The 20324-nt window shown below is 69.3% G+C and carries 15 protein-coding genes and 2 pseudogenes; 8 read left to right on the forward strand and 9 right to left on the reverse strand.

The features are described 5' to 3' along the window. The 6 genes and pseudogenes from glgB to ACHMXE_RS40315 all read left to right on the forward strand — a co-directional run bounded on the left by glgB (position 1) and on the right by ACHMXE_RS40315 (position 10536). A complete protein-coding gene (glgB, locus tag ACHMXE_RS40290) occupies positions 1 to 2172 on the forward strand; it encodes a 1,4-alpha-glucan branching protein GlgB (protein ID WP_395349147.1) in 2172 nt (723 codons plus the stop codon). Positions 2173 to 2934: 762 nt separating this feature from the next. Next, positions 2935 to 3399, forward strand: a complete 465-nt coding sequence (locus ACHMXE_RS40295) for a hypothetical protein (RefSeq protein WP_395349148.1) — start codon at positions 2935 to 2937, stop codon at positions 3397 to 3399. Further along, complete coding sequence (gene glgX, locus ACHMXE_RS40300) at positions 3396 to 5060, forward strand: glycogen debranching protein GlgX (RefSeq protein ID WP_395349150.1); 1665 nt, start codon at positions 3396 to 3398, stop codon at positions 5058 to 5060. The genes ACHMXE_RS40295 and glgX overlap by 4 nt, the downstream gene beginning before the upstream one ends. A gap of 105 nt (positions 5061 to 5165) precedes the next feature. Beyond that, complete coding sequence (gene glgC / locus ACHMXE_RS40305; RefSeq protein ID WP_203204022.1) at positions 5166 to 6494, forward strand: glucose-1-phosphate adenylyltransferase; 1329 nt, start codon at positions 5166 to 5168, stop codon at positions 6492 to 6494. Between the two features lie 8 nt (positions 6495 to 6502). Then, entirely contained in the window at positions 6503 to 8002 is a 1500-nt protein-coding gene (gene glgA, locus ACHMXE_RS40310; RefSeq protein WP_395349151.1) for a glycogen synthase GlgA, read from the forward strand. Between the two features lie 49 nt (positions 8003 to 8051). After that, positions 8052 to 10536, forward strand: a pseudogene (locus ACHMXE_RS40315) (glycogen/starch/alpha-glucan phosphorylase). A gap of 21 nt (positions 10537 to 10557) precedes the next feature. On the opposite strand, the gene ACHMXE_RS40320 reads toward ACHMXE_RS40315, so the two are convergent. From ACHMXE_RS40320 to ACHMXE_RS40335, 4 genes are all read right to left on the reverse strand, one after another. Then, entirely contained in the window at positions 10558 to 11025 is a 468-nt protein-coding gene (locus ACHMXE_RS40320) for an ExbD/TolR family protein (protein WP_395349152.1), read from the reverse strand. Positions 11026 to 11038: 13 nt separating this feature from the next. Next, the gene (locus tag ACHMXE_RS40325; RefSeq protein ID WP_395349153.1) at positions 11039 to 11746 is read right to left on the reverse strand and encodes a MotA/TolQ/ExbB proton channel family protein; all 708 of its coding nucleotides are present in this window, start codon (positions 11744 to 11746) and stop codon (positions 11039 to 11041) included. 28 nt (positions 11747 to 11774) lie between these two features. Continuing rightward, positions 11775 to 12614 carry a 4-hydroxy-tetrahydrodipicolinate reductase gene (gene dapB / locus ACHMXE_RS40330; protein WP_395349154.1) on the reverse strand — a complete coding sequence of 280 codons (840 nt, stop codon included), beginning with the start codon at positions 12612 to 12614 and terminating at the stop codon, positions 11775 to 11777. A gap of 112 nt (positions 12615 to 12726) precedes the next feature. Continuing rightward, on the reverse strand, positions 12727 to 13290 hold the full coding sequence (locus tag ACHMXE_RS40335) for an outer membrane protein assembly factor BamE (protein ID WP_203204017.1): 564 nt from the start codon (positions 13288 to 13290) through the stop codon (positions 12727 to 12729). Positions 13291 to 13377: 87 nt separating this feature from the next. Here ACHMXE_RS40335 and fur point away from each other — a divergent pair, with 87 nt between their 5' ends. Next, positions 13378 to 13797, forward strand: a complete 420-nt coding sequence (gene fur / locus ACHMXE_RS40340) for a ferric iron uptake transcriptional regulator (RefSeq protein WP_057593829.1) — start codon at positions 13378 to 13380, stop codon at positions 13795 to 13797. A 1-nt stretch (position 13798) separates the two neighbouring features. Here the strand turns inward: fur and hprK are convergent, their stop codons facing one another. The 4 genes and pseudogenes from hprK to ACHMXE_RS40360 form a co-directional block, all read right to left on the reverse strand. After that, positions 13799 to 14758, reverse strand: coding sequence for an HPr(Ser) kinase/phosphatase (gene hprK, locus ACHMXE_RS40345; protein WP_057593828.1), 960 nt, complete (start codon positions 14756 to 14758; stop codon positions 13799 to 13801). 98 nt (positions 14759 to 14856) lie between these two features. Next, complete coding sequence (locus ACHMXE_RS40350; protein ID WP_057593827.1) at positions 14857 to 15324, reverse strand: PTS sugar transporter subunit IIA; 468 nt, start codon at positions 15322 to 15324, stop codon at positions 14857 to 14859. 208 nt (positions 15325 to 15532) lie between these two features. Next, positions 15533 to 15862, reverse strand: a complete 330-nt coding sequence (gene hpf / locus ACHMXE_RS40355) for a ribosome hibernation-promoting factor, HPF/YfiA family (protein WP_057593826.1) — start codon at positions 15860 to 15862, stop codon at positions 15533 to 15535. Between the two features lie 356 nt (positions 15863 to 16218). Next, a pseudogene (locus ACHMXE_RS40360) lies at positions 16219 to 18352 on the reverse strand (ATP-dependent helicase). A 230-nt stretch (positions 18353 to 18582) separates the two neighbouring features. On the opposite strand from ACHMXE_RS40360, the gene corA reads away from it, so the two are divergent. After that, positions 18583 to 19569 (forward strand): magnesium/cobalt transporter CorA, encoded by a 987-nt coding sequence (corA, locus tag ACHMXE_RS40365; RefSeq protein ID WP_057593823.1) that lies wholly within the window; start codon positions 18583 to 18585, stop codon positions 19567 to 19569. On the opposite strand, the gene ACHMXE_RS40370 is transcribed toward corA, so the two are convergent. Beyond that, entirely contained in the window at positions 19562 to 20296 is a 735-nt protein-coding gene (locus tag ACHMXE_RS40370; RefSeq protein ID WP_395353013.1) for a 5'-methylthioadenosine/adenosylhomocysteine nucleosidase, read from the reverse strand. The two genes, corA and ACHMXE_RS40370, sit on opposite strands and share 8 nt — an antisense overlap. Positions 20297 to 20324: the final 28 nt, after the last annotated feature.

Raw genomic sequence — 20324 nt, forward strand, 5'->3', positions numbered from 1 at the left:
ATGGCCCCGACGCAACTGCCCGAAACCGAAGTCCATGCGCTGATGCGCGCCGAGCACGGCAACCCCTTCGGCGTGCTCGGCCCGCACGAGACCTCGCGCGGCCTGGTGGTGCGCGCGCTGCTGCCCGGCGCGCAGGGCGTGACGGTGCTGCATGCGCGCACCGGCTGGCCGCTGGCCACGCTCGAGCGGCACGAGGGCTCCGACATCTTCGCGGGCCTGGTGCCCGCGGCCGAGGCGCGCATGGGCTATGCGTTCCAGGTCGACTGGGGGTCGCACGTCTCGCGCATCGACGACCCCTACCGCTTTCCCTTCGTGCTCGGCGACACCGACGTCTGGCTGCTGGCTGAGGGCACGCACCTGCGCCCCTGGGAGCGCCTGGGCGCGCACCTGCGCGAGATGGACGGTGTCAAGGGCGTGGCCTTCGCGGTCTGGGCGCCGAATGCGCGGCGCGTGTCGGTGGTCGGCGACTTCAACAACTGGGACGGCCGGCGCCACATGATGCGGCTGCGCCGCGAGTGCGGCGTGTGGGAGATCTTCGCGCCGCACGTGGCGGTGGGCGACGCCTACGAATTCGAGATCCTGTCGGCGCAGGGCGAGCTGCTGCGCAAGGCCGATCCCTTCGCCTTCTCGTCGCGGCTGCGGCCCGACACCGCCTGCGTGGTGCGCCCGCTGCCGCCGGTGGCCACCCTGCCCGCCGGCCGCGCCAAGGCCAACGGGCGCGATGCGCCGATCAGCATCTACGAGGTGCACCTGGGCTCGTGGCGGCGCAAGAACGGCCACGAATGGCTGGACTACATCGAGCTCGCCGACACCCTGGTGCCCTACGTGCGCGACCTGGGCTTCACGCACATCGAGCTGCTGCCCATCACCGAGCATCCGTTCGATGGCTCCTGGGGCTACCAGCCGATCGGCCTCTATGCGCCGACCTCGCGCTTCGGCACCCCGAGCGACTTCCGTTTCTTCGTGGCCGCGGCCCATGCGGCCGGGCTCGGCGTGATCCTCGACTGGGTGCCCGCGCACTTCCCGACCGACGCGCACGGCCTGGGCCGCTTCGACGGCACGGCGCTGTACGAATACGCCGATCCGCGCGAGGGCTTCCACAACGACTGGAACACGCTGATCTTCAACTGGTCGCGCACGGAGGTGCGCAACTACCTCGTGGGCAATGCGCTGTACTGGCTCGAGCGCTACGGCATCGACGGCCTGCGCGTGGACGCCGTGGCCTCGATGCTCTACCGCGACTACAGCCGCGGGCCCGGCGAGTGGGTGCCGAACGCGCAGGGCGGACGCGAGAACCTCGAGGCGATCGAGTTCCTGCGCCGCATGAACCGCGTGGTGGGCACCGAGCGCCCCGGCGCGGTGACGATCGCCGAGGAGTCGACCAGCTTCCCCGGCGTGACGCGCCCGCCCGAGGACGGCGGGCTGGGCTTCCACTACAAGTGGAACATGGGCTGGATGAACGACACCCTGGCCTACGCGGGCAAGGACCCGCTGTACCGGCCGCATCACCATCGCGAGATCACCTTCGGGCTGATGTACGCGCACAGCGAGAACTTCGTGCTGCCGTTCTCGCACGACGAGGTGGTGCACGGCAAGGGCTCGATGATCGCGCGCATGCCGGGCGACGAGTGGCAGAAGTTCGCGGGGCTGCGCAACCTGTACGGCTACCTCTGGGCCTATCCGGGGAAGAAGCTGCTGTTCATGGGCTGCGAGTTCGCGCAGGTGGCGGAGTGGAATGCGGACCGCAGCCTCGATTGGCATCTGCTCGAGCATGCATCGCATCAGGGCGTGCGGCGGCTGGTGCGGGATCTCAACAACGTGTATCGGCACTATCCGGCGTTGCACGAGCTCGACCATGAAGGGGCGGGGTTCGAGTGGCTGGTGCATGACGATACGGCGCAGTCGGTGTTTGCCTTTGTTCGTCGGGGGCGGGATGGGGCATTCGTTCTGGCGGTTTGCAACTTCACGCCTGTGGTTCGGCATGGGTATCGGGTGGGGGTGCCTTGTTCGGGGTCCTATCGGGAGATCATCAATACCGATGGGGTTGTTTATGGGGGGAGTGGGGTGGGGAATGGGGTGGTTGCCAGTGAGGCTTTGGCTTGGCATGGGAAAGTCGACTCGGTGGTTATTGACTTGCCGCCCTTGGCTACGTTGATGTGGGTGTTGGTTTGAATTTGAGTTGTTTGCCTTGCGACGGCAGGGGCCGGGAATTCCGCCCGGCGGCGGACCTACTTTCTTTTGCTTCGCCAAAAGAAAGTAGGCAAAGAAAAGGCGACCCCACTGTCTGTGTCCCTCCGCTTCGCTACGGGCAACCTGCGGTGCTCGGCTACGGCGGGGGTCCGCAGAACTCGCTGCGCTGCGCTTCGCTCAGACAGCTGCGGCCCTTATCCCGCCTACGCCTGCGCTCCTCGGCACAGCCAGAGGGGAGTGGTCGGGCCATCGCTGCGCTCGGCCTTGCATATCCAACGGGCCATCGCTTCGTTCGGCGGTCTTGCTCCCTCTCCCTCTGGGAGAGGGCTGGGGTGAGGGCTCCGGGGCGGTGGATACCGTCAGACCGTTGGCAAGGCCCGGTGCCCTCACCCTAACCCTCTCCCAGAGGGAGAGGGAACAAGAAAAACACAAGGCCGAGCGAAGCGATGGCCCGAGCGGCATTCCAAGGCCGAGCGAAGCAAAGGCCCGAGCGCCCCCCCTCTGGCTGCGCCGAGGAGCGCAGCGTTTCGCGGATCAGGGCTCGCAGCTGTTTGAGCGAAGCGAGTTCTGCGAGACCCCGCGAAACGCGAGCACCGCAGGTTGCCCCGTAGCGCAGCGAAGGGGTCGCAGACAGCGGGGTCGCCTTTTCTTTGGTTACTTTCTTTTGGCGAAGCAAAAGAAAGTGACTCGCCCGCCGGGGCGAGACCCGGCCAACAGCCTCAGCAAAAGAAAGCCTCACCCATCGTGCTGAACCCAGGCCAACCTTTCCCCCTGGGCGCCACAGCAACCCAGACAGGCGTCAACTTCGCCCTGGCAGCACCAGCAGCCGAAAAGGTAGAACTCTGCCTCTTCGACCCCACAGGCATCCACGAACAGCAGCGACTCAAGCTCCCCGAATTCACAGACGGCATCTGGCACGGCCAACTCCCCAGCGCCCGCCCCGGTCTCGTCTACGCCTACCGCGTCCACGGCCCCTGGTCCCCGACCGAGGGCCATCGCTTCAACCCATCGAAGCTGCTGCTCGACCCCTACGCCCGCGAGATCGTCGGCCGCTACGACGGCAGCGACCTCTTCCACGGCCACGCCACGGCCGACCCGACGCAGCGCGACACACGGGACAACGCCGGCATCGCCCTCAAGGCCCGCGTGGTGCCCGCGCCAACCCATCCGAACCCAGGCCACGCCCGCATCCCCCCACGGACCGCGTGATCTGCGAACTCCACGTCCGCGGCCACACGCAACTGCATCCCGCCGTCCCCACCCCCCTGCGCGGCAGCTACGCCGCCCTCGCCGAGCCGGCCGTGCTCGACCACCTGCAGCGCCTGGGTGTCACCACGCTGAGCCTGATGCCGGTGCAGCACCGCGCCGACGAGGAGCGGCTGCTCGCGATGGGCCTCACGAACTACTGGGGCTACAACACCATCGGCTGGTTCGCGCCCGAGGCGCGCTACTGGAGCGGCCGCCCCGGCACCACGCCGGCCGGCGAGTTCCGCGCGCTGGCCGACGCGGTGCATGCGCGCGGCATGGAACTGGTGATCGACGTGGTCTACAACCACAGCGCCGAGAGCGACGAGCTCGGCCCCACGCTGTCGCTGCGCGGCATCGACAACGCCCTCTACTACCACCTGCGCGCCGACGACCGCGCGCTCTACGAGAACTGGACCGGCACGGGCAACTGCCTGAACCTCGGCGAGCCGCGCGTGCTGCAACTCGTGATGGACAGCCTGCGCTTCTGGGCCGGCGAGATGGGCGTGGACGGCTTCCGCTTCGATCTCGCGCCGGTGCTGGGCCGCGCCACGGCCACGGGCTTCGATCCGCGCGCGCCCTTCTTCGCGGCCATCGCGCAGGACCCGCTGCTGTCGCGCACGCTGCTGATCGCCGAGCCCTGGGACATCGGCCCAGGCGGCTACCGGCTCGGCGAATTCCCGCCGGGCTGGCTCGAATGGAACGACCGCTTCCGCGACACGCAGCGCGGCTTCTGGCTGCGCCAGGACCGCGAGGGACGCGCGGGCCTCGGCGACTTCGCGCACCGCTTCACGGCCTCGAGCGCGCAGTTCGCGCACGCCGGGCGCTCGCCCGCCGCGAGCGTGAACTTCGTGACCGCGCACGACGGTTTCACCCTGCGCGACCTGCTGAGCTACGACACGCGCCACAACGAGGCCAACGGCGAGAACAACCGCGACGGCCATGGCCACAACCTGAGCCGCAACTGCGGCGTGGAAGGCCCGAGCGACGATCCCGCGGTGCGGGCCGAACGGCTGCGGCTCTCGCGCGCGCTGCTGGCCGCGCTGATGCTGTCGCAGGGCACGCCGATGCTGCTGGCCGGCGACGAGATCGGCCATACGCAACAGGGCAACAACAACGCCTACTGCCAGGACAACGAGACCACCTGGCTGCACTGGGTCGGCAGCACCGACCCGGCCGGCGAGCCGGCGCAACTGAGCGCCTTCGTGGCGCGGCTGGCCGCGCTGCGGCGCGCGGCGCCGGTGCTGCGCAGCACGCGCTGGTGGCCAGCCGACCCGGCGCCGGGCACGGCCGGCATCCGCTGGCTGCGGCCCGACGGCGCACCGATGCAGCCGCCGGACTGGGAAGGCGGCACGGCCCTTGCAATCCTGTTCGGCAGCCTGGAGGCAGGCACCGCCAAGGAGACACCGACATCGACCACCACCCCCTCGACACCGAAGGCAGCGCCGGCCTGGCTGCTGCTCGTGAACGCGGGCGCGCGGGCGCAGCCGTTCCGCCTGCCGCCCGGCGCCTGGAGGTGCGTCCTCGCGAGCGACCCCGCCATCGACCCGGGCCCCGAGCCCTCGGCGGTGAACGCCACCGAGGTCGAGATACCGCCCTCGAGCCTCTGGATTGCAACGACGTAGGAGCCTGCGCCGCGCGGCGGTGCTAGTGTGCAAGGGCCCGAGCGGGTACACGCACGCACAGAAACTCTGACGACACACGAACGAACGAAAGAACGGAGACACAGGATGGATCACAAGACACCCGCGGCCGCCCCCGGCACGCCGCTGCAATCGCACCAGCTCGTGCGCCGCACCATCGCGCTGGTGCTGGCCGGCGGACGCGGCTCCCGGCTCAAGCAGCTGACCGACCGGCGCGCCAAGCCGGCCGTGTATTTCGGCGGCAAGTTCCGCATCATCGATTTCGCGCTCTCCAACTGCCTCAACTCGGGCATCCGGCGCATGGCGGTGGTCACGCAGTACAAGTCGCATTCGCTCATGCGCCACCTGCAGCGCGGCTGGAGCTTCCTGCGCGCCGAGCTCAACGAGATGGTCGACGTGCTGCCCGCGCAGCAGCGCATGGGCGACGAGCACTGGTATCGCGGCACGGCCGACGCGGTCTACCAGAACCTCGACATCATCCAGACCCGCTCCACGCCGCACGACTACGTGGTGGTGCTCGCGGGCGACCACATCTACAAGATGGACTACTCGATCATGGTCAAGGACCATGCCGAGAGCGGCGCCGGCTGCACCGTGGGCTGCATCGAGGTGCCGCGCATGGAGGCCACGGCCTTCGGCGTGATGGCGATCGACGACAGCCGCCGCATCACCAGCTTCCTCGAGAAGCCGGCCGACCCGCCCGCGATGCCGGGCCACCCCGACGTGGCGCTGGCCAGCATGGGCATCTACGTGTTCGATTCGGCCTACCTCTACAAGCTGCTCGAGGACGACAGCCGCGACCCGAACTCCAGCCACGACTTCGGCAAGGACATCATCCCGCGCGCGGTGGCCGAGGGCCGGGCGCTCGCGCATCCCTTCGGCATGTCCTGCGTCACGCGCGCCTCGCGCGGGCCGGGCGCCAAGGCCTACTGGCGCGACGTGGGCACGATTGATGCATTCTGGGCTGCGAACCTCGACCTCGCGTCGATCACCCCGGAGCTGGACATCTATGACACCGACTGGCCCATCTGGACCTACCAGCGGCAGCTGCCTCCGGCGAAGTTCGTGCTCGACCACGACGGCCGCCATGGCATGACGGTCAACACCATCGTCTCGGGCGGCTGCATCGTCTCGGGCTCGCAGGTCAGCAGCTCGGTGCTGTTCTCGGGCGTGCGCATCCATTCGTTCTGCACCATCCACGAGGCGGTGCTGCTGCCCGACGTGGAGGTCGGGCGCGGCTGCCGGCTCAGCCGGGTGGTGATCGACCGCGCCTGCGTGATCCCCGACGAGATGGTGATCGGCGAGGACGCGGAGGCCGATGCCGCGCGCTTCGAGCGCACCGAAACGGGCGTGGTGCTGGTCACGCGCGAAATGCTCAAGCGGCTGGCGGAGCGCTCCGCGGCACCCGCCGCCTGATGTCGCCGATGAGAGTCCTCCAGGTCAGCGCCGAACTCTTTCCCTTGCTCAAGACCGGCGGCCTGGCCGACGTCGCCGGCGCGCTGCCGCTCGCGCTGATGGCCGCGGGCCAGGACGCGCGCGTGCTGCTGCCGGGCTTCCCGGCCATCGTGGCGGGCGTGCGCGGGCTCGCGCCGGTCGCCACTTTCGCGGCGCCCTGGGGCGAACGCTTCGGTCTGCTGCGGGGGCGCATCGAGATCGACGGCGCGCCGCCGATCCCGGCCTACGTGGTCGACGCGCCCGCGCTGTTCGACCGGCCCGGCGATCCCTACGAAGACGCCAACCGCCAGCCCTATGGCGACAACCACCGGCGCTTCGCGCTGCTGGGCTGGACCGCGGCCGAACTCGCGCGGGGGCTCGATCCCGCCTGGCTGCCCGAGGTGGTCCATGCGCACGACTGGCACGCCGGTCTCGCGCCGGCCTACATGGCCTTCGCGCGTGGCGTGGACGGGCCGCGCGTGGGCAGCGTCTTCACGGTCCACAACCTGGCCTACCAGGGCCTGTTCGCGCCCTGGCACTTCCCCGAGCTCGGCCTGCCCGCGCCGGCCTTCCAGATGAACGGGCTCGAATACCACGGCCAGCTCTCGTTCATGAAGGGCGGGCTCGCCTATGCCGACCGGCTCACCACCGTGAGCCCGACCTACGCGCGCGAGATCCAGACGCCCGACCAGGGCTGCGGCCTCGACGGCCTGCTGCGCCAGCGCGGCGGCGTGCTCGACGGCATCCTCAACGCGGTCGACGACCAGGTCTGGAACCCGGCCGCCGACCCGGCGCTGGTGCAGGGTTACCAGACGCCCGAGGGCCGCCACATGGCGGGCAAGGCGCGCTGCAAGTCCGTGCTGCAGCACCAGCTCGGGCTGGCCGCGCGGCCCGATGCGCCGCTGTTCATCCTCGTGAGCCGGCTCACCGAGCAGAAGGGGCTGCGCCTGGTGCTGCAGGGCCTCGACGCGCTGCTCGCGCAGGGCGGCCAGCTCGCGCTGCTGGGCAGCGGCGAAGCCTGGCTCGAAGACGCCTTCCGCCAGCGCGCGGCCGCCGCGCCCGACGCGGTCAGCGTCACCATCGGCTACAACGAGACGCTCGCGCACCAGCTCTTCGGCGCGGGCGACGTGACCCTGGTGCCCTCGCTGTTCGAGCCCTGCGGCCTGACGCAGATGTACGGCCTCAAATACGGCAGCCTGCCGCTGGTGCGCCGCGTCGGCGGGCTGGCCGATACGGTGGTCGACAGCACGCTCGAGGACATGGCCAGCGGCGAGGCCACCGGCTTCGTGTTCGACCGTTTCGACTCGGCGGACTACGATCGCGCGGTGCGCCGCGCCTTCGCGCTGTATCAGCGCGCGCCCGACTGGCGGCGCGTGCGCGGCCACGCGATGCGGCGCCCCGCCGACTGGGCCACCGCGGCCGCGCAGTACGTGGCCGTGTACCGTCAGGCGCTGGCCGCGGCCCAGGCACCGACGCCCCTGCCCCACTGAAGAAGGCGCAGGGCATCCGTTCAACCCGCAGACACAAGACACACCCACCATGACGATCGAAGACTTCGCCTACGACCATCCCGACCGCGATGTCGCGGCCTTCAAGCGCGCCGTGGCCAACAAGCTGATCTACGCGGTCGGCAAGGACCCCGTGGCCGCGAGCCAGGACGACTGGCTCTACGCCACCGCGCTCGCGGTGCGCGACCAGCTGGTGGAGCGCTGGATGGCGACCACGCGCGCCAACTACGCGCAGGACCTCAAGCGCGTGTACTACCTGTCGATGGAGTTCCTGATCGGGCGCACCTTCACCAACGCGCTGCTCGCGGTCGACCTCCATGCCACCGTGCGCGACGCGCTGGCCGACTTCGGCGTCGACATGGAGGCGCTGTCCGAGCGCGAGCCCGACGCGGCGCTGGGCAATGGCGGCCTCGGCCGGCTCGCGGCCTGCTTCCTTGACTCGATGGCCACGCTCGGCGTGCCGGGCATGGGCTACGGCATCCGCTACGAATACGGCATGTTCCGCCAGCGCATCGTCGACGGCCAGCAGGTGGAGACGCCCGACTACTGGCTCACGCGCGGCAACCCCTGGGAATTCAAGCGGCCCGAGGTCAACTATCGCGTGCGCTTCGGCGGCCGCGTGCAGAAGCGCGAGGGCACCAACGCGCCCTACGGCGCGGCCGACTGGGTCGACACCCACGACGTGCGCGCCGTGGCCTACGACACCATCATTCCCGGCTACGGCACGCAGGCCACCAACACGCTGCGCCTGTGGTCGGCGCGCGCCACCGAGGAGATCGACCTCTCGGCCTTCAACCGCGGCAACTACATGGCGGCGGTGGAGAGCAAGAACCACTCCGAGAACGTCTCGCGCGTGCTCTACCCCGACGACTCCACGCCCTCGGGCCGCGAGCTGCGGCTGCACCAGGAGTACTTCTTCTGCAGCGCCAGCGTGCAGGACCTGCTGCGCCGCTACCTGCGCAACCACACCAGCTTCGACCGGCTCTCGGAGAAGGTCAGCATCCACCTCAACGACACCCACCCGGTGCTCGCGGTGCCCGAGCTGATGCGGCTGCTGCTCGACGAGCACGGCCTGCCCTGGGACACGGCCTGGGCCCACACGCAGAAGGTGTTCAGCTACACCAACCACACGCTGATGCACGAGGCGCTCGAGACCTGGCCGGTCGAGATGCTCGGGCGCATCCTGCCGCGCCACCTGCAGATCATCTACGACATCAACGCGCGCTTCCTCGCCACCATCACGCAGACGCACGGCAACGACGTCGAGCTGATGCGCCGCCTCTCGCTGGTCGACGAGGCCGGCGAGCGCCGCGTGCGCATGGCCTACGTGGCGGTGCTCGCGAGCCACTCGATCAACGGCGTGTCGGGGCTGCACTCGGAGCTGATGAAGCAATCGATCTTCGCGGACTTCGCGAAGATCTTTTCCGAGCGCTTCAACAACAAGACCAACGGCGTCACGCCCAGGCGCTGGCTCGCGCAGGCCAACCCGCCGCTGGCCGCGCTGCTCGACCAACGGCTGGGCAAGGGCTGGCGGCGCGACCTCTCGCAGCTCGAGGCGCTGCGGCCGATGGCGGTCCAGCCGCCCTTCGTGCGCGCCTTCCGCCACGCCAAGCGCGAGAACAAGCTGCGGCTGGCCAACTGGATCGAGCAGCACATGAACATCGTGGTCGACACCGACGCGATGTTCGACGTGCAGGTCAAGCGCATCCACGAGTACAAGCGCCAGCTGCTCAACGTGCTGCACGTGATCTCGCGCTACCACCGCATCCTCGACGCCCAGGCCGCAGGCGGCGGCGCCGACATCGTGCCGCGCGTGGTGGTGTTCGCAGGCAAGGCGGCCTCGGCCTACGTGATGGCCAAGCAGGTGATCCGCCTCATCAACGACGTGGCCGCGACCATCAACGCCGACGCGCGCGTGGGCAAGCTGCTGAAGGTGGTGTTCCTGCCCAACTACAGCGTGAGCCTGGCCGAGATCATCATGCCGGCGGCGGACCTGTCCGAGCAGATCTCCACCGCCGGCACCGAGGCCTCGGGTACCGGCAACATGAAGTTCGCGCTCAACGGCGCGCTGACCATCGGCACGCTCGACGGCGCCAACGTCGAGATGCGCGAGAACGTCGGGCCCGAGAACATCTTCATCTTCGGCAACACCACGCCCGAGGTGGCCGAGATCCGCGCGCGCGGCTACCAGCCACGCGACATCTACGACGGGAACGAGGAGTTGCGGCGCGTGCTCGACGCGATCCGCGACGGCGCCTTCTCGCCGGCCGAACCCGCGCGCTACCAGGGCATCTACGACGCGCTGGTGAACTGGGGGCGACCACTACCTGCTGCTGGCCGACTACGCGAGCTACGTCGCGAAGCAGGCCGAGGTCGATGCGCTCTACCGCGACGCCGACGCCTGGACGCGCACCGCGATCCTCAACGTCGCGGGCATGGGCGCCTTCTCGTCGGACCGCACGATCGCCCAGTACGCGCACGACATCTGGCAGACCAAGCCGGTGGTGCTGGGCTGACGAGCCCGGCGCCGGCCGGCGTCAGCGCGGCGTCGCCGGCGGCGGCGCCTCGGTGACGAAGCCGATGCGGCTCAGGCCCGCCTTGTTGGCGATGCCCATCAGGGCCACCACGCGGCCATAGGGCACGGTCTGGTCGGCGCGCAGCTGCACTTCGGTGTCCTTGCTGTCGGCCGCGGCCTTCGCGAGTCCGGCGGCGAGTTCCTCGTCGGTCACGGGCCGGTCGTTGAGGAAGACCTTGCCCGCCGGGTCGACCGACAGGCTCACGAACTTCGGCGTGTCGTTGGGCTGGCCCGCATCGGTCTGCGGCAGGTCGAGCTTGATCGAGCTGGCCATCAGCGGCGCCGTGATGATGAAGATCACCAGCAGCACCAGCATCACGTCGACCAGCGGCGTGACGTTGATGTCGGACAGCGGCCGCTGGCCGCCGGCACCGGTGGCACGGCCGCCGCCGGCGGAGCCGCTGCCGAGCGAGGTGCGTCCGAAGGCCATGGGGCGACGCGGTTCAGACCGGCATCGGCCGCGCGGGCGGCGGCGGTGCCGGCACCGCCGCGGGCGCTTCGCCGAAGCTGCCGAGCAGGTCGTGGGCGAAGCCTTCGAGCTCGGCCTCGATGCGGCCGATGACGCGGCCGAAGACGTTGTAGGCCAGCACGGCCGGGATCGCCACCGCGAGGCCGAAGGCGGTCATCACGAGCGCTTCGCCGACGGGTCCGGCCACCTTGTCGATGGTGAAGCCGCCGGCCTGGCCCGCGATGCCCACGAGCGCGCCGTAGATGCCCCAGACCGTGCCGAGCAAACCGACGAAGGGTGCCGTGGCGCCGACCGTGGCGAGCAGGATCTGACCGGCCTGCAGCCGGCGCAGCGCGCCGTGCAGCGCCTCGCGCAGCACGCGGGTGAGCCGCTGGTTGCGGTCGCCCGCGGCGCCGAGGGTGGCGGCGTCACGGTCCTGCGTGGCCGCGGCCTGGCGCAGCGCCGCGACCGTGGGCAGCACCAGCGCCGAGCGGTCGAAGGCCCGCAGCCGTTGTTCCGCCTCGGTGAGGCTGGTCGACTGCCAGAAGGCCGCGATGCTGCGCAGCACCTCGCGCGTGCCGCCGCGCAGCAGCCAACTCTTCCAGAGGATCACGACCCAGCTGGCGACCGACATCGCGAGCAGCAGCGCGGCCACCGAGCGGCTGACGCCGTCGCCGTGGGTCAGCAGTTCGAGGACGCTCATCGTCGGGGATGGCGGAGGAGGATTCGTCTCAGCGCAGGCCGAGCACGTCGAACATGTCGAACAGGCCGGCGCGCTGGTCGGCCAGGAAGCGCACCGCGCGCAGGCTGCCCTGCGCGTAGTTGGCGCGGCTCGAGGACTTGTGGGCGATCTCGATGCGCTCGCCGGTGCCGGCGAACAGCACCGTGTGGTCGCCGACGATGTCGCCGCCGCGCACGGTGGCGAAGCCGATGGTCGAGGGGTCGCGCTCGCCGGTCACGCCTTCGCGGCCGTAGACCGCGCATTCCTTGAGGTCGCGGCCCAGCGCGTCGGCGATGACCTCGCCCATCTTGAGCGCGGTGCCCGAGGGGGCGTCGATCTTGTGGCGGTGGTGGGCTTCGACGATCTCGATGTCGTAGCCGGTGGACAGCGCCTTGGCCGCCATCTCGAGCAGCTTGAAGGTGACGTTGACGCCCACGCTCATGTTGGGCGCCATGACGATCGCGATGTCCTTGGCGATCTCGGCGATCTCGGCCTTCTGCGCGTCGCTGAAGCCGGTGGTGCCGATCACGGCCTGCACGCCGAGTTCGCGGCAGACGGCCAGGTGGGCCATCGTGCCCTCGGGGCGGGTGAAGTCGATCAGCACCTGGGCGTCCTGCAGGCCCGCACGCAGGTCGGCGGCGATGGCCACGCCGCTGGCGAAGCCGAGAAAGGCGCCCGCATCGCTGCCGATGGCGGGGCTGGCGGCCACGTCGAGCGCGCCGGCCAGGCGGCAGTCGGGGGTGTTGCGAACCGCCTCGATCAGCATGCGGCCCATGCGGCCCGACGCGCCGGCGACGGCAACCCGGCGCGCGGCCGGCGTGGAGGAGGTGGTGGTGTTGGAGTCGGTCACGCGGATTCGGGCTTGCTTGCCATCGATGGACGATGGGGACGGAGGAGACGATGGGTGGGGAAACCGCGCCGCCCCGCCAAGCCAGGTTCGGCGCGCCGGCCGGGCGCCGCTGTTAGCGCGCGGCCTCGAGCGGCGGGTAGGCGGCCGGCAGCGGAGGCAGCGTGGCGGGTGCCTTGCTCTCGGTGTCGGAGGCTTTCCGGTCGCCCTTGGGATCGAACTTCTTGAGTTCTTCTTCCGTGGCCTCGAGCGGCGGCACCTTGCCGGTCTTCTTGCGGGTGTCGAGCGTGGCGACGAATTCTTCCTCGCTCGGCATCTCGCCGCCTTCCCAGCGCTCGAGCTGCTCGCCGTTGAAGAAGACGGTGAAGCGGCGCTCCTGCGGCTCCACGCCCTGGCGCCGGATCGTGAAGACGTAGTCCCAGCGGTTCGAATGAAAGATGTCGGTGAGCAGCGAGGTGCCGAGGATCTCGCGCACCTGCTGGCGCGACATGCCGGTCTTGAGCGCCGCGACCTGTTCCTTGGACACGAAATTGCCCTGGACCACCTCGACCTTGTAGGGAGTGACGGCCGACAGCGCGCCACGCGAGCGCTCGCTGAAACCGCTGCAGGCACCGAGGCCCAGGGTGACGGCAACGGCCGCAGCCAGCAGCCAGGGACGGCGTTGGAAAATGGCAGGCATGGGGGGAAAAGGGGGTAGCGATATGATCGACCATTGTAGCGGCTGCCCCCTCCGGGGCCTTTGGCCGTCCAGGGCGCAGGAACCATCATGGCCAACATCGACGAACTCAAGAACACCGGCCTCAAGGCCACCCTGCCGCGGCTGAAGATTCTGGAAATCTTCCAGACCGGCGGCCAACGCCACATGACCGCCGAGGACGTGTTCCGGGTGCTGCTCAACGAGCACTCCGACATCGGCCTGGCCACCGTCTACCGCGTGCTCACCCAGTTCGAGCAGGCCGGCATCCTCGAGCGCAGCCATTTCGAGAGCGGCAAGGCCGTCTACGAACTCAACGAAGGCACGCACCACGACCACCTGATCTGCACCGCCTGCGGCAAGGTCGAGGAGTTCTACGACGCCGAGATCGAGCGCCGCCAGCAGCTGGTGGCCAAGGACAAGGGCTGGATCCTGCAGGACCACGCCATGTCGCTCTACGGCCTGTGCGGCGACTGCGTCAAGAAGCGCTGAGCTAGTCCGCGTCGCGCGCGCTTTCCATCGCCTTGTGGTGGCGCGCCACGAAATCGGCATAGGTGTCGATGCCGCGCAGCTGCAGGATCGAATTGCGCACCGCGGCCTCGACCAGCACGGCGATGTTGCGGCCCGCCACCACCTGGATGATGACCTTGCGCACCGGGATGCCCAGCACGTCCTGCGTGAGCGGCGTCGAGGGCATGCGCTCGTAGTCGCGCTCGAAGCTGTCGCGCCGAACCAGGTGCACGATGAGCTTGAGCCGCATCTTCCGCCGCACCGCCGTCTCGCCGAAGATCGCGCGGATGTCGAGCAGGCCGATGCCGCGCACTTCCAGCAGGTTGAGCAGCAGGTCGGGGCAGCGGCCCTCGATGGTGTTCTGGTTGATGCGGTAGAGGTCGACCGCGTCGTCGGCCACCAGGCCGTTGCCACGCGAGATCAGCTCGAGGCCGAGCTCGCTCTTCCCGAGGCCTGATTCGCCCGTGATCATCACGCCCATGCCCAGGATGTCCATGAACACGCCGTGCATCGAGGTGCGCTCGGCGAAGTGCTTGGACAAGTAGGCGCGCAGCAGGTCGATCACGAAGGCCGAGGATTCGCGCGTGGCGAACAGCGGCAGCTGGGCGCGCTCGCAGATCGACAGCAGCTCGTCGGGCGCGGCCTGGCCGTCGGCCAGCACCAGCATCGGCGGCTCGAGCGTGACGATGCGGGCGATGCGCCGCGCGGTGTCCTCGGGACTGCCGCGCGTCAGGTAGGCGACCTCGCGCGCGCCGAGGATCTGCACGCGGTACGGATGGATGTAGTTGAGGTAGCCGACCAGGTCGGCGGCCGACTGGGCGCGGCTGATGACCTCGGGATCGAACTGGCGCTCGGACGCGCCGAGCCCCGCGAGCCATTCCCAGCGCAGCGAGCCGCGGAACTCCTCGAACATGGCATCGGCGCTGATGACGGTCGGCTTCATGCGTTCAGGGCGCGGCGCGCGGCACCGCTTCGGAAGTGAGGGGGACGGAAAGAAGGGCAGCGCAGCTTAGCAGCAGCCACGCCCCGCGAGCCATGGGCTCAGGCGACTTGCGTGGAGTGCCAGCCGGCGATCAGGCCGTGCAGCGCGGCCGCGTCGGTGCTCGACTTGATCTGCTCGCGCAGGCCGGCGTCGCTCAGCAGTTCGGCGATCTCGGAGAGGATCTCGAGGTGCTTCTGCGTCGCGGCTTCGGGCACCAGCAGGAAGATCAGCAGCCCGACGGGTTGCTCGTCGGGTGCATCGAAGCCGATCGGGTTCGCGAGCTGGAACACCGCGGCCATCGGCGCCTTGAGGCCCTTGATGCGGCCATGCGGAATGGCGACGCCGTGACCGAGGCCGGTGGAGCCGAGGCGCTCGCGCGCGAAGAGGCTGTCGGTGATCAGGGCGCGGCCCAGCCCGTGAAGGCTTTCGAACAGCAAGCCGGCTTCCTCGAAAGCACGCTTCTTGCTGGTGGCGTCAACGCTCACAAGCACTTGAGCGGGCGGCAGGATGGACGCGAGACGATTCATGGTGGGTCAGAGCGGGGGCGATTATGCACCTGCTTGGTAAAAACCCCCACTCCGCTTATCTACTTTCTGGTTACATGTTGCCCGCAGGCCTCGCTTCCCTCGACAGAGGCCCTTCAAAGCCTTGATGGGCAGTCGGAAAAGCGCATGAAAAAGCCGCCCTGAGGCGGCTTCGAGAGTCTCCGGCGCGACAGCCGGAAACCTCTTCGTCTTACATCAGGCGCTTGGGCGCGCTGTGGTGATGGTCCTGCAGGCGGTCCTTGTGGCGCACCACCTGGCGGTCGAGCTTGTCGACCAGTTCATCGACCGCGGCATAGAGATCAGCGTGGCTCGACTCCGCGAACATGTCATTGCCCTTGACGTGGATGTTGCACTCGGCGCGTTGCCGACGTTCCTTTTCCTTCTGCTTTTCCACCGTGAGGATCACCTTCACATCGACCACCTGGTCGAAATGCCGGATGACCCGGTCCAGCTTGCTCGTGACGTAGGTGCGCAAGGCAGGGGTGACGTCGAGGTGATGACCGCTGATCGTCAAATTCATGAATGACCTCCTGGAATTGACGGTTGGGGAAATGACCACCGCTGCGGATGCAGCGCGGCCGGCGAAAACGATTGGGGACTGGGAGAAGAAAGGGGGGAGAGGGGAAAGAGGGAGAGGTGCGGGAGAGGAGAAGGTCGATTCACTATGCCCAAGCTGTCACGGTATTGCAATACCGGGGGATGCCCGGATGACGCACCGGAGGACCGCATCGCATGCTCAGCTATTTCTTCCATAGCAGGCCCCGGCGGCGCCGCAGGCTGCGGGCCGTTTCGCGACCTGTTGGGGGCCGGGCCATCCTTCGCGGCGGCCCGGGCATGACCCTGCTGGGGAAAGGGCCGGGCTTCTCCAGGGCCTCTTCAGCGCCAGGCCGCGCGCATGCGGTTGCGCAGGTCGATCACCGCGGCCGGCGGCGGCACCGCGGGCGCGCGCGGTGGCGGGGGCGGCCAGGTGCGGGACTCGAAGCGCGCGAGGTCGGCATCGGGAATGAAGCGGCTGCGGTTGGCGTAGAGATGCCGGTCGCCGCGCGCGGCCTGCTGCGGGATGTAGAAGCGCTGCGGCACCAGCAGGTGCAGGTGGTCGCGGGCCCGGGTCATGGCCACGTAGAGCAGCCGCCGTTCCTCCTCGAGTTCCTGCGCGCTCTGCGCCACGTCGGCCGGCATGCAGCCGTCGACCACGTTGAGCACGTGGACCGAGTTCCACTCCTGCCCCTTGGCCGAATGGATGGTCGAGAGGATCAGGTAGTCCTCGTCGAGCAGCGGCGGCCCCGGCCGGTCGCTGGTGGCTTCGGGCGGGTCGAGCGTGAGCTCGGTGAGGAAGCGTTCGCGCGAGGCGTAGCCCGAGGCCATGTGCACCAACTGCTCGACGTCGCCGCGGCGCGTGCCCGCGGTGTCGTCGTAGAGCCGCTCGAGGTGCGGCAGGTACCAGTCCATCGCGATGCCCACGTCGGCCGGCCAGGCCAGCGACGGCGCACGCAGCGCGGCGTAGGCCTCGGCGAACGCGGCCCATTCGACGCGCGCGGCGCTCGGCGGCACGAAGTCGCGCAACGCGACGGCCGGATCGGCCGCCTGGTCCATCGCGTCGAGCAGCTTCGCGCTGGTGGCCGGCCCGATGCCCGGGATCAGCTGCGTGACGCGAAAGCCCGCCATGCGCCCGCGCGGGTTCTGCGCGAAGCGCAGCATCGCGAGCAGGTCCTTGACGTGCGAGGCCTCGAGGAACTTGAGCCCGCCGTACTTCACGAACGGGATGTTGCGGCGCGCCAGCTCGAGCTCGAGCGGCGCGCTGTGGCTCGAGGTGCGGAACAGCACCGCCTGCGACTTGAGCGCGAGCCCGCCCTCGCGGTGCGCGAGCACCTGGTCGGCCACCCAGCAGGCCTGCTGGGATTCGTCGGGCACGCGCACGATCTGCGGCCGCCCGGCCGAGGGCTTGTCGGTCCACAGCGTCTTGGCATGGCGCTCGGCCGCATGCGCGATGCATGCGTTCGACACGTCGAGGATCGGCTGGGTGGAGCGGTAGTTGCGCTCCAGCGTGACCACGCGCGCCGGTCGCGAGAACTGCGAGGGGAAGTCGAGGATGTTGCGCACCGTCGCGCCGCGGAACGAGTAGATCGACTGCGCGTCGTCGCCCACCACGGTCACGCCCCGGCCGTCGGGCTTGAGCGCGAGCAGGATCGCGGCCTGCAGCAGGTTGGTGTCCTGGTACTCGTCGACCAGCACGTGGTCGAAGCGCGCGCCCAGGTGCTGCGCCAGCGTGGGCTCCTCCATCATGCCGGCCCAATAGAGCAGCAGGTCGTCGTAGTCGAGCACGTTCTGCTGCTGCTTGGCCTCGACGTAGGCGCCGAACAGCTGCTGCAGCTCGACGCCCCATTCGGCGCACCACGGAAAGGACTGCCTGAGCACCGACTCGAGCGGCGCGCGCGTGTTCACGCAGCGCGAATAGATCGAGAGGCAGGTGCCCTTGTGCGGAAAGCGGCGCGCGCTCGACGAGAAGCCGAGCTCGGTGCCGCGCCAGCCCCATCAGGTCCTCGGCGTCGCCGCGGTCGTGGATGGTGAAGTTGTCGTCCAGCCCGATCTGCGCGGCGTACTCGCGCAGCAGCCGCGCGCCGATGCCGTGGAAGGTGCCGGCCCAGGGTAGCGCGGGCGCGGTGTGGGCCTGCAGCCCCAGCACGCGCGCGAGCACCTGGCCGGCGCGCTGCGCCATTTCCTGCGCGGCGCGGCGCGAGAAGGTCAGAAGCAGCAGGCGCTGCGGATCGACCCCGCGCGCGATCAGGTGCGCCACCCGGTGCGCCAGCGTGCTGGTCTTGCCCGAGCCGGCGCCGGCGATGACGAGCAAGGGCCCTGCACCGGCCGCGTCCGGCGCGCCACCGGCCAGCGCCTCCACCCCGTGCTCGACCGCCGCGCGCTGCTCGTCGTTGAGGCTGGCGAGGGCGGCCGCGAGGCGCTCGGCCTGGGTCGCCGGCGGGCTGGAGAAAACGGGGGACACGGCGCTCGGCATGGGCCCCACTCTACTGGATGTTCGTCCAGTCCAGCCAACTCTGCGCTCATTCGCCGATGACATAATCGCGCCTCGCTGCAACTGGAGACCGCATCGTGGAAACCGCCCCGTCTCGGCAGCTTTCAACTCCCGGCTGAGTCCGGCCGACCGGGTCCGGGATTTGAAAGCGCCCCCTTTCTCGCCCCCCGCCCGTCCGCCCGATCGCCCCAGCCATTTCACGGGAGTGAGCCATGCTCAATATCTTCACGCTCGCCAACGGCCGCCTCGTCCAGGAAGAGATCGAGGCCCTCGAGGAGCTCTCCCGCTTCCAGCCGATCTGGGTCGACCTCGAATCGCCCACGCTCGAGGAGAAGCGCTGGATCAAGCAGTACTACGGTCTCTCGATCCCCGAGGACGCGATGGACGAGGACATCGAGGAATCGGCGCGCTTCTATGAAGAGGACAACGGCGAACTCCACATCCGCAGCGACTTCCTGATCGACGACGACGAAGCCCCGCGCGCGGTGCGCGTCGCGTTCATCCTCAACCAGCACAACACCGACCTGCGCAGCCGCGGCGTGCTGTTCTCGATCCACGACGAGGACGTGCCCGTGTTCCGCCTGCTGCGCATGCGCGCGCGCCGCGCCCCGGGGCTGATCGAGGACGCGAAGGAAGTGATGCTCAAGCTCTTCGACGCCGACGCCGAGTACTCGGCCGACTCGCTCGAGAACATCTACGACGAGCTCGAGGCCGCCAGCAAGAAGGTGCTCTCGGGCAACGTCAGCGACGAGCTCGCGGGCGAGGTGCTGGGCGCCATCGCGCGCCAGGAAGACCTGAACGGCCGCATCCGCCGCAACGTGATGGACACGCGCCGCGCGGTCAGCTTCATGATGCGCAGCAAGATGCTCAATGCCGAGCAGTTCGAGGAAGCGCGGCAGATCCTGCGCGACATCGAATCGCTCGACAACCACACGGCCTTCCTGTTCGACAAGATCAACTTCCTGATGGATGCGACCGTCGGTTTCATCAACATCAACCAGAACAAGACGATCAAGATCTTCTCGGTGGCCAGCGTCGCGCTGCTGCCGCCAACCTTGATCGCGAGCATCTACGGCATGAACTTCAAGTTCATGCCCGAGCTCGACTGGGCCATGGGCTATCCCTACGCCATCGTGCTGATGGCCGCGAGCGCGCTGGTGCCGATGTGGTACTTCCGCCGGCGCGGCTGGCTCAAGTAGTCGACTCGGCAGCCAGCCAGGCGCCGACCAGCGCGAGGCTGTAGCGGCTCGCGACCTCGGCGACGAAGCGCGCGAAGTCGCCATGGGCCGCGTCGTCGGCGCGGTCCGAGATCGTGCGCATCGCGGCGAAGGGCACGCCGTAGTCGTGGCACACCTGCGCCACCGCGGCGCCTTCCATCTCCACCGCCAGCGCATCGGGCAGCGCGCGGCGCAGCGCCTCGCTTTCGGCCGCGGTCGAGACGAAGCGGTCGCCGCTGACCAGCAGGCCGCGATGCACGGTCGGCGAACGCAGGCCGAACTCGTCGACGGCGCCCTGCCCCACCAGGGCCACGGGATCGCGCAAGGTCGCCTCGGCCACGGCCGCCAGCGCATCGCCGATCGCCGCGTCGACCTTGAAACGCGAGATTTCCATCAACGGCACCTCGTGTTTCGGAAAGAGCGGCGAGGCATCCATGTCGTGCTGCAGCAGCTCGGTCGCCACCACCACGTCGCCGACCTTGACGCCCGGCGCGAGCCCGCCCGCGACGCCGCTGAAGACGATGGCGCGCACGCCGAAGCGCTCGAGCAGCAGTGTGGCCGTCACCGCCGCCGCGACCTTGCCGATGCGCGACAGCACCGCGACCACGGGCTGGCCCTGCAGGTGGCCGACCCAGAAGTCGCGGCCCGCCACGCGCACGCGCTGCTCGTCGGGCATCAGCGCAAGGAGCGCCTTGAGCTCCTCGTGCATCGCCGCGACGATCGCGATGGGTGCGGTG

This window comes from Variovorax sp. UC122_21 (assembly GCF_044056785.1).
Lineage (GTDB): Bacteria > Pseudomonadota > Gammaproteobacteria > Burkholderiales > Burkholderiaceae_C > Variovorax.

What these genes read in the sequence shown, in the direction of transcription:
- glgB (WP_395349147.1), top strand. Translation starts at nt 1, where the DNA reads ATGGCCCCGACGCAACTGCCCGAAACCGAAGTCCATGCGCTGATGCGC.
- glgC (WP_203204022.1), top strand. Translation starts at nt 5,166, where the DNA reads ATGGATCACAAGACACCCGCGGCCGCCCCCGGCACGCCGCTGCAATCG.
- glgA (WP_395349151.1), top strand. Translation starts at nt 6,503, where the DNA reads ATGAGAGTCCTCCAGGTCAGCGCCGAACTCTTTCCCTTGCTCAAGACC.
- ACHMXE_RS40320 (WP_395349152.1), bottom strand. Translation starts at nt 11,025, where the DNA reads ATGGCCTTCGGACGCACCTCGCTCGGCAGCGGCTCCGCCGGCGGCGGC.
- ACHMXE_RS40325 (WP_395349153.1), bottom strand. Translation starts at nt 11,746, where the DNA reads ATGAGCGTCCTCGAACTGCTGACCCACGGCGACGGCGTCAGCCGCTCG.
- ACHMXE_RS40335 (WP_203204017.1), bottom strand. Translation starts at nt 13,290, where the DNA reads ATGCCTGCCATTTTCCAACGCCGTCCCTGGCTGCTGGCTGCGGCCGTT.
- fur (WP_057593829.1), top strand. Translation starts at nt 13,378, where the DNA reads ATGGCCAACATCGACGAACTCAAGAACACCGGCCTCAAGGCCACCCTG.
- hprK (WP_057593828.1), bottom strand. Translation starts at nt 14,758, where the DNA reads ATGAAGCCGACCGTCATCAGCGCCGATGCCATGTTCGAGGAGTTCCGC.
- ACHMXE_RS40350 (WP_057593827.1), bottom strand. Translation starts at nt 15,324, where the DNA reads ATGAATCGTCTCGCGTCCATCCTGCCGCCCGCTCAAGTGCTTGTGAGC.
- hpf (WP_057593826.1), bottom strand. Translation starts at nt 15,862, where the DNA reads ATGAATTTGACGATCAGCGGTCATCACCTCGACGTCACCCCTGCCTTG.
- corA (WP_057593823.1), top strand. Translation starts at nt 18,583, where the DNA reads ATGCTCAATATCTTCACGCTCGCCAACGGCCGCCTCGTCCAGGAAGAG.
- ACHMXE_RS40370 (WP_395353013.1), bottom strand. Translation starts at nt 20,296, where the DNA reads ATGCACGAGGAGCTCAAGGCGCTCCTTGCGCTGATGCCCGACGAGCAG.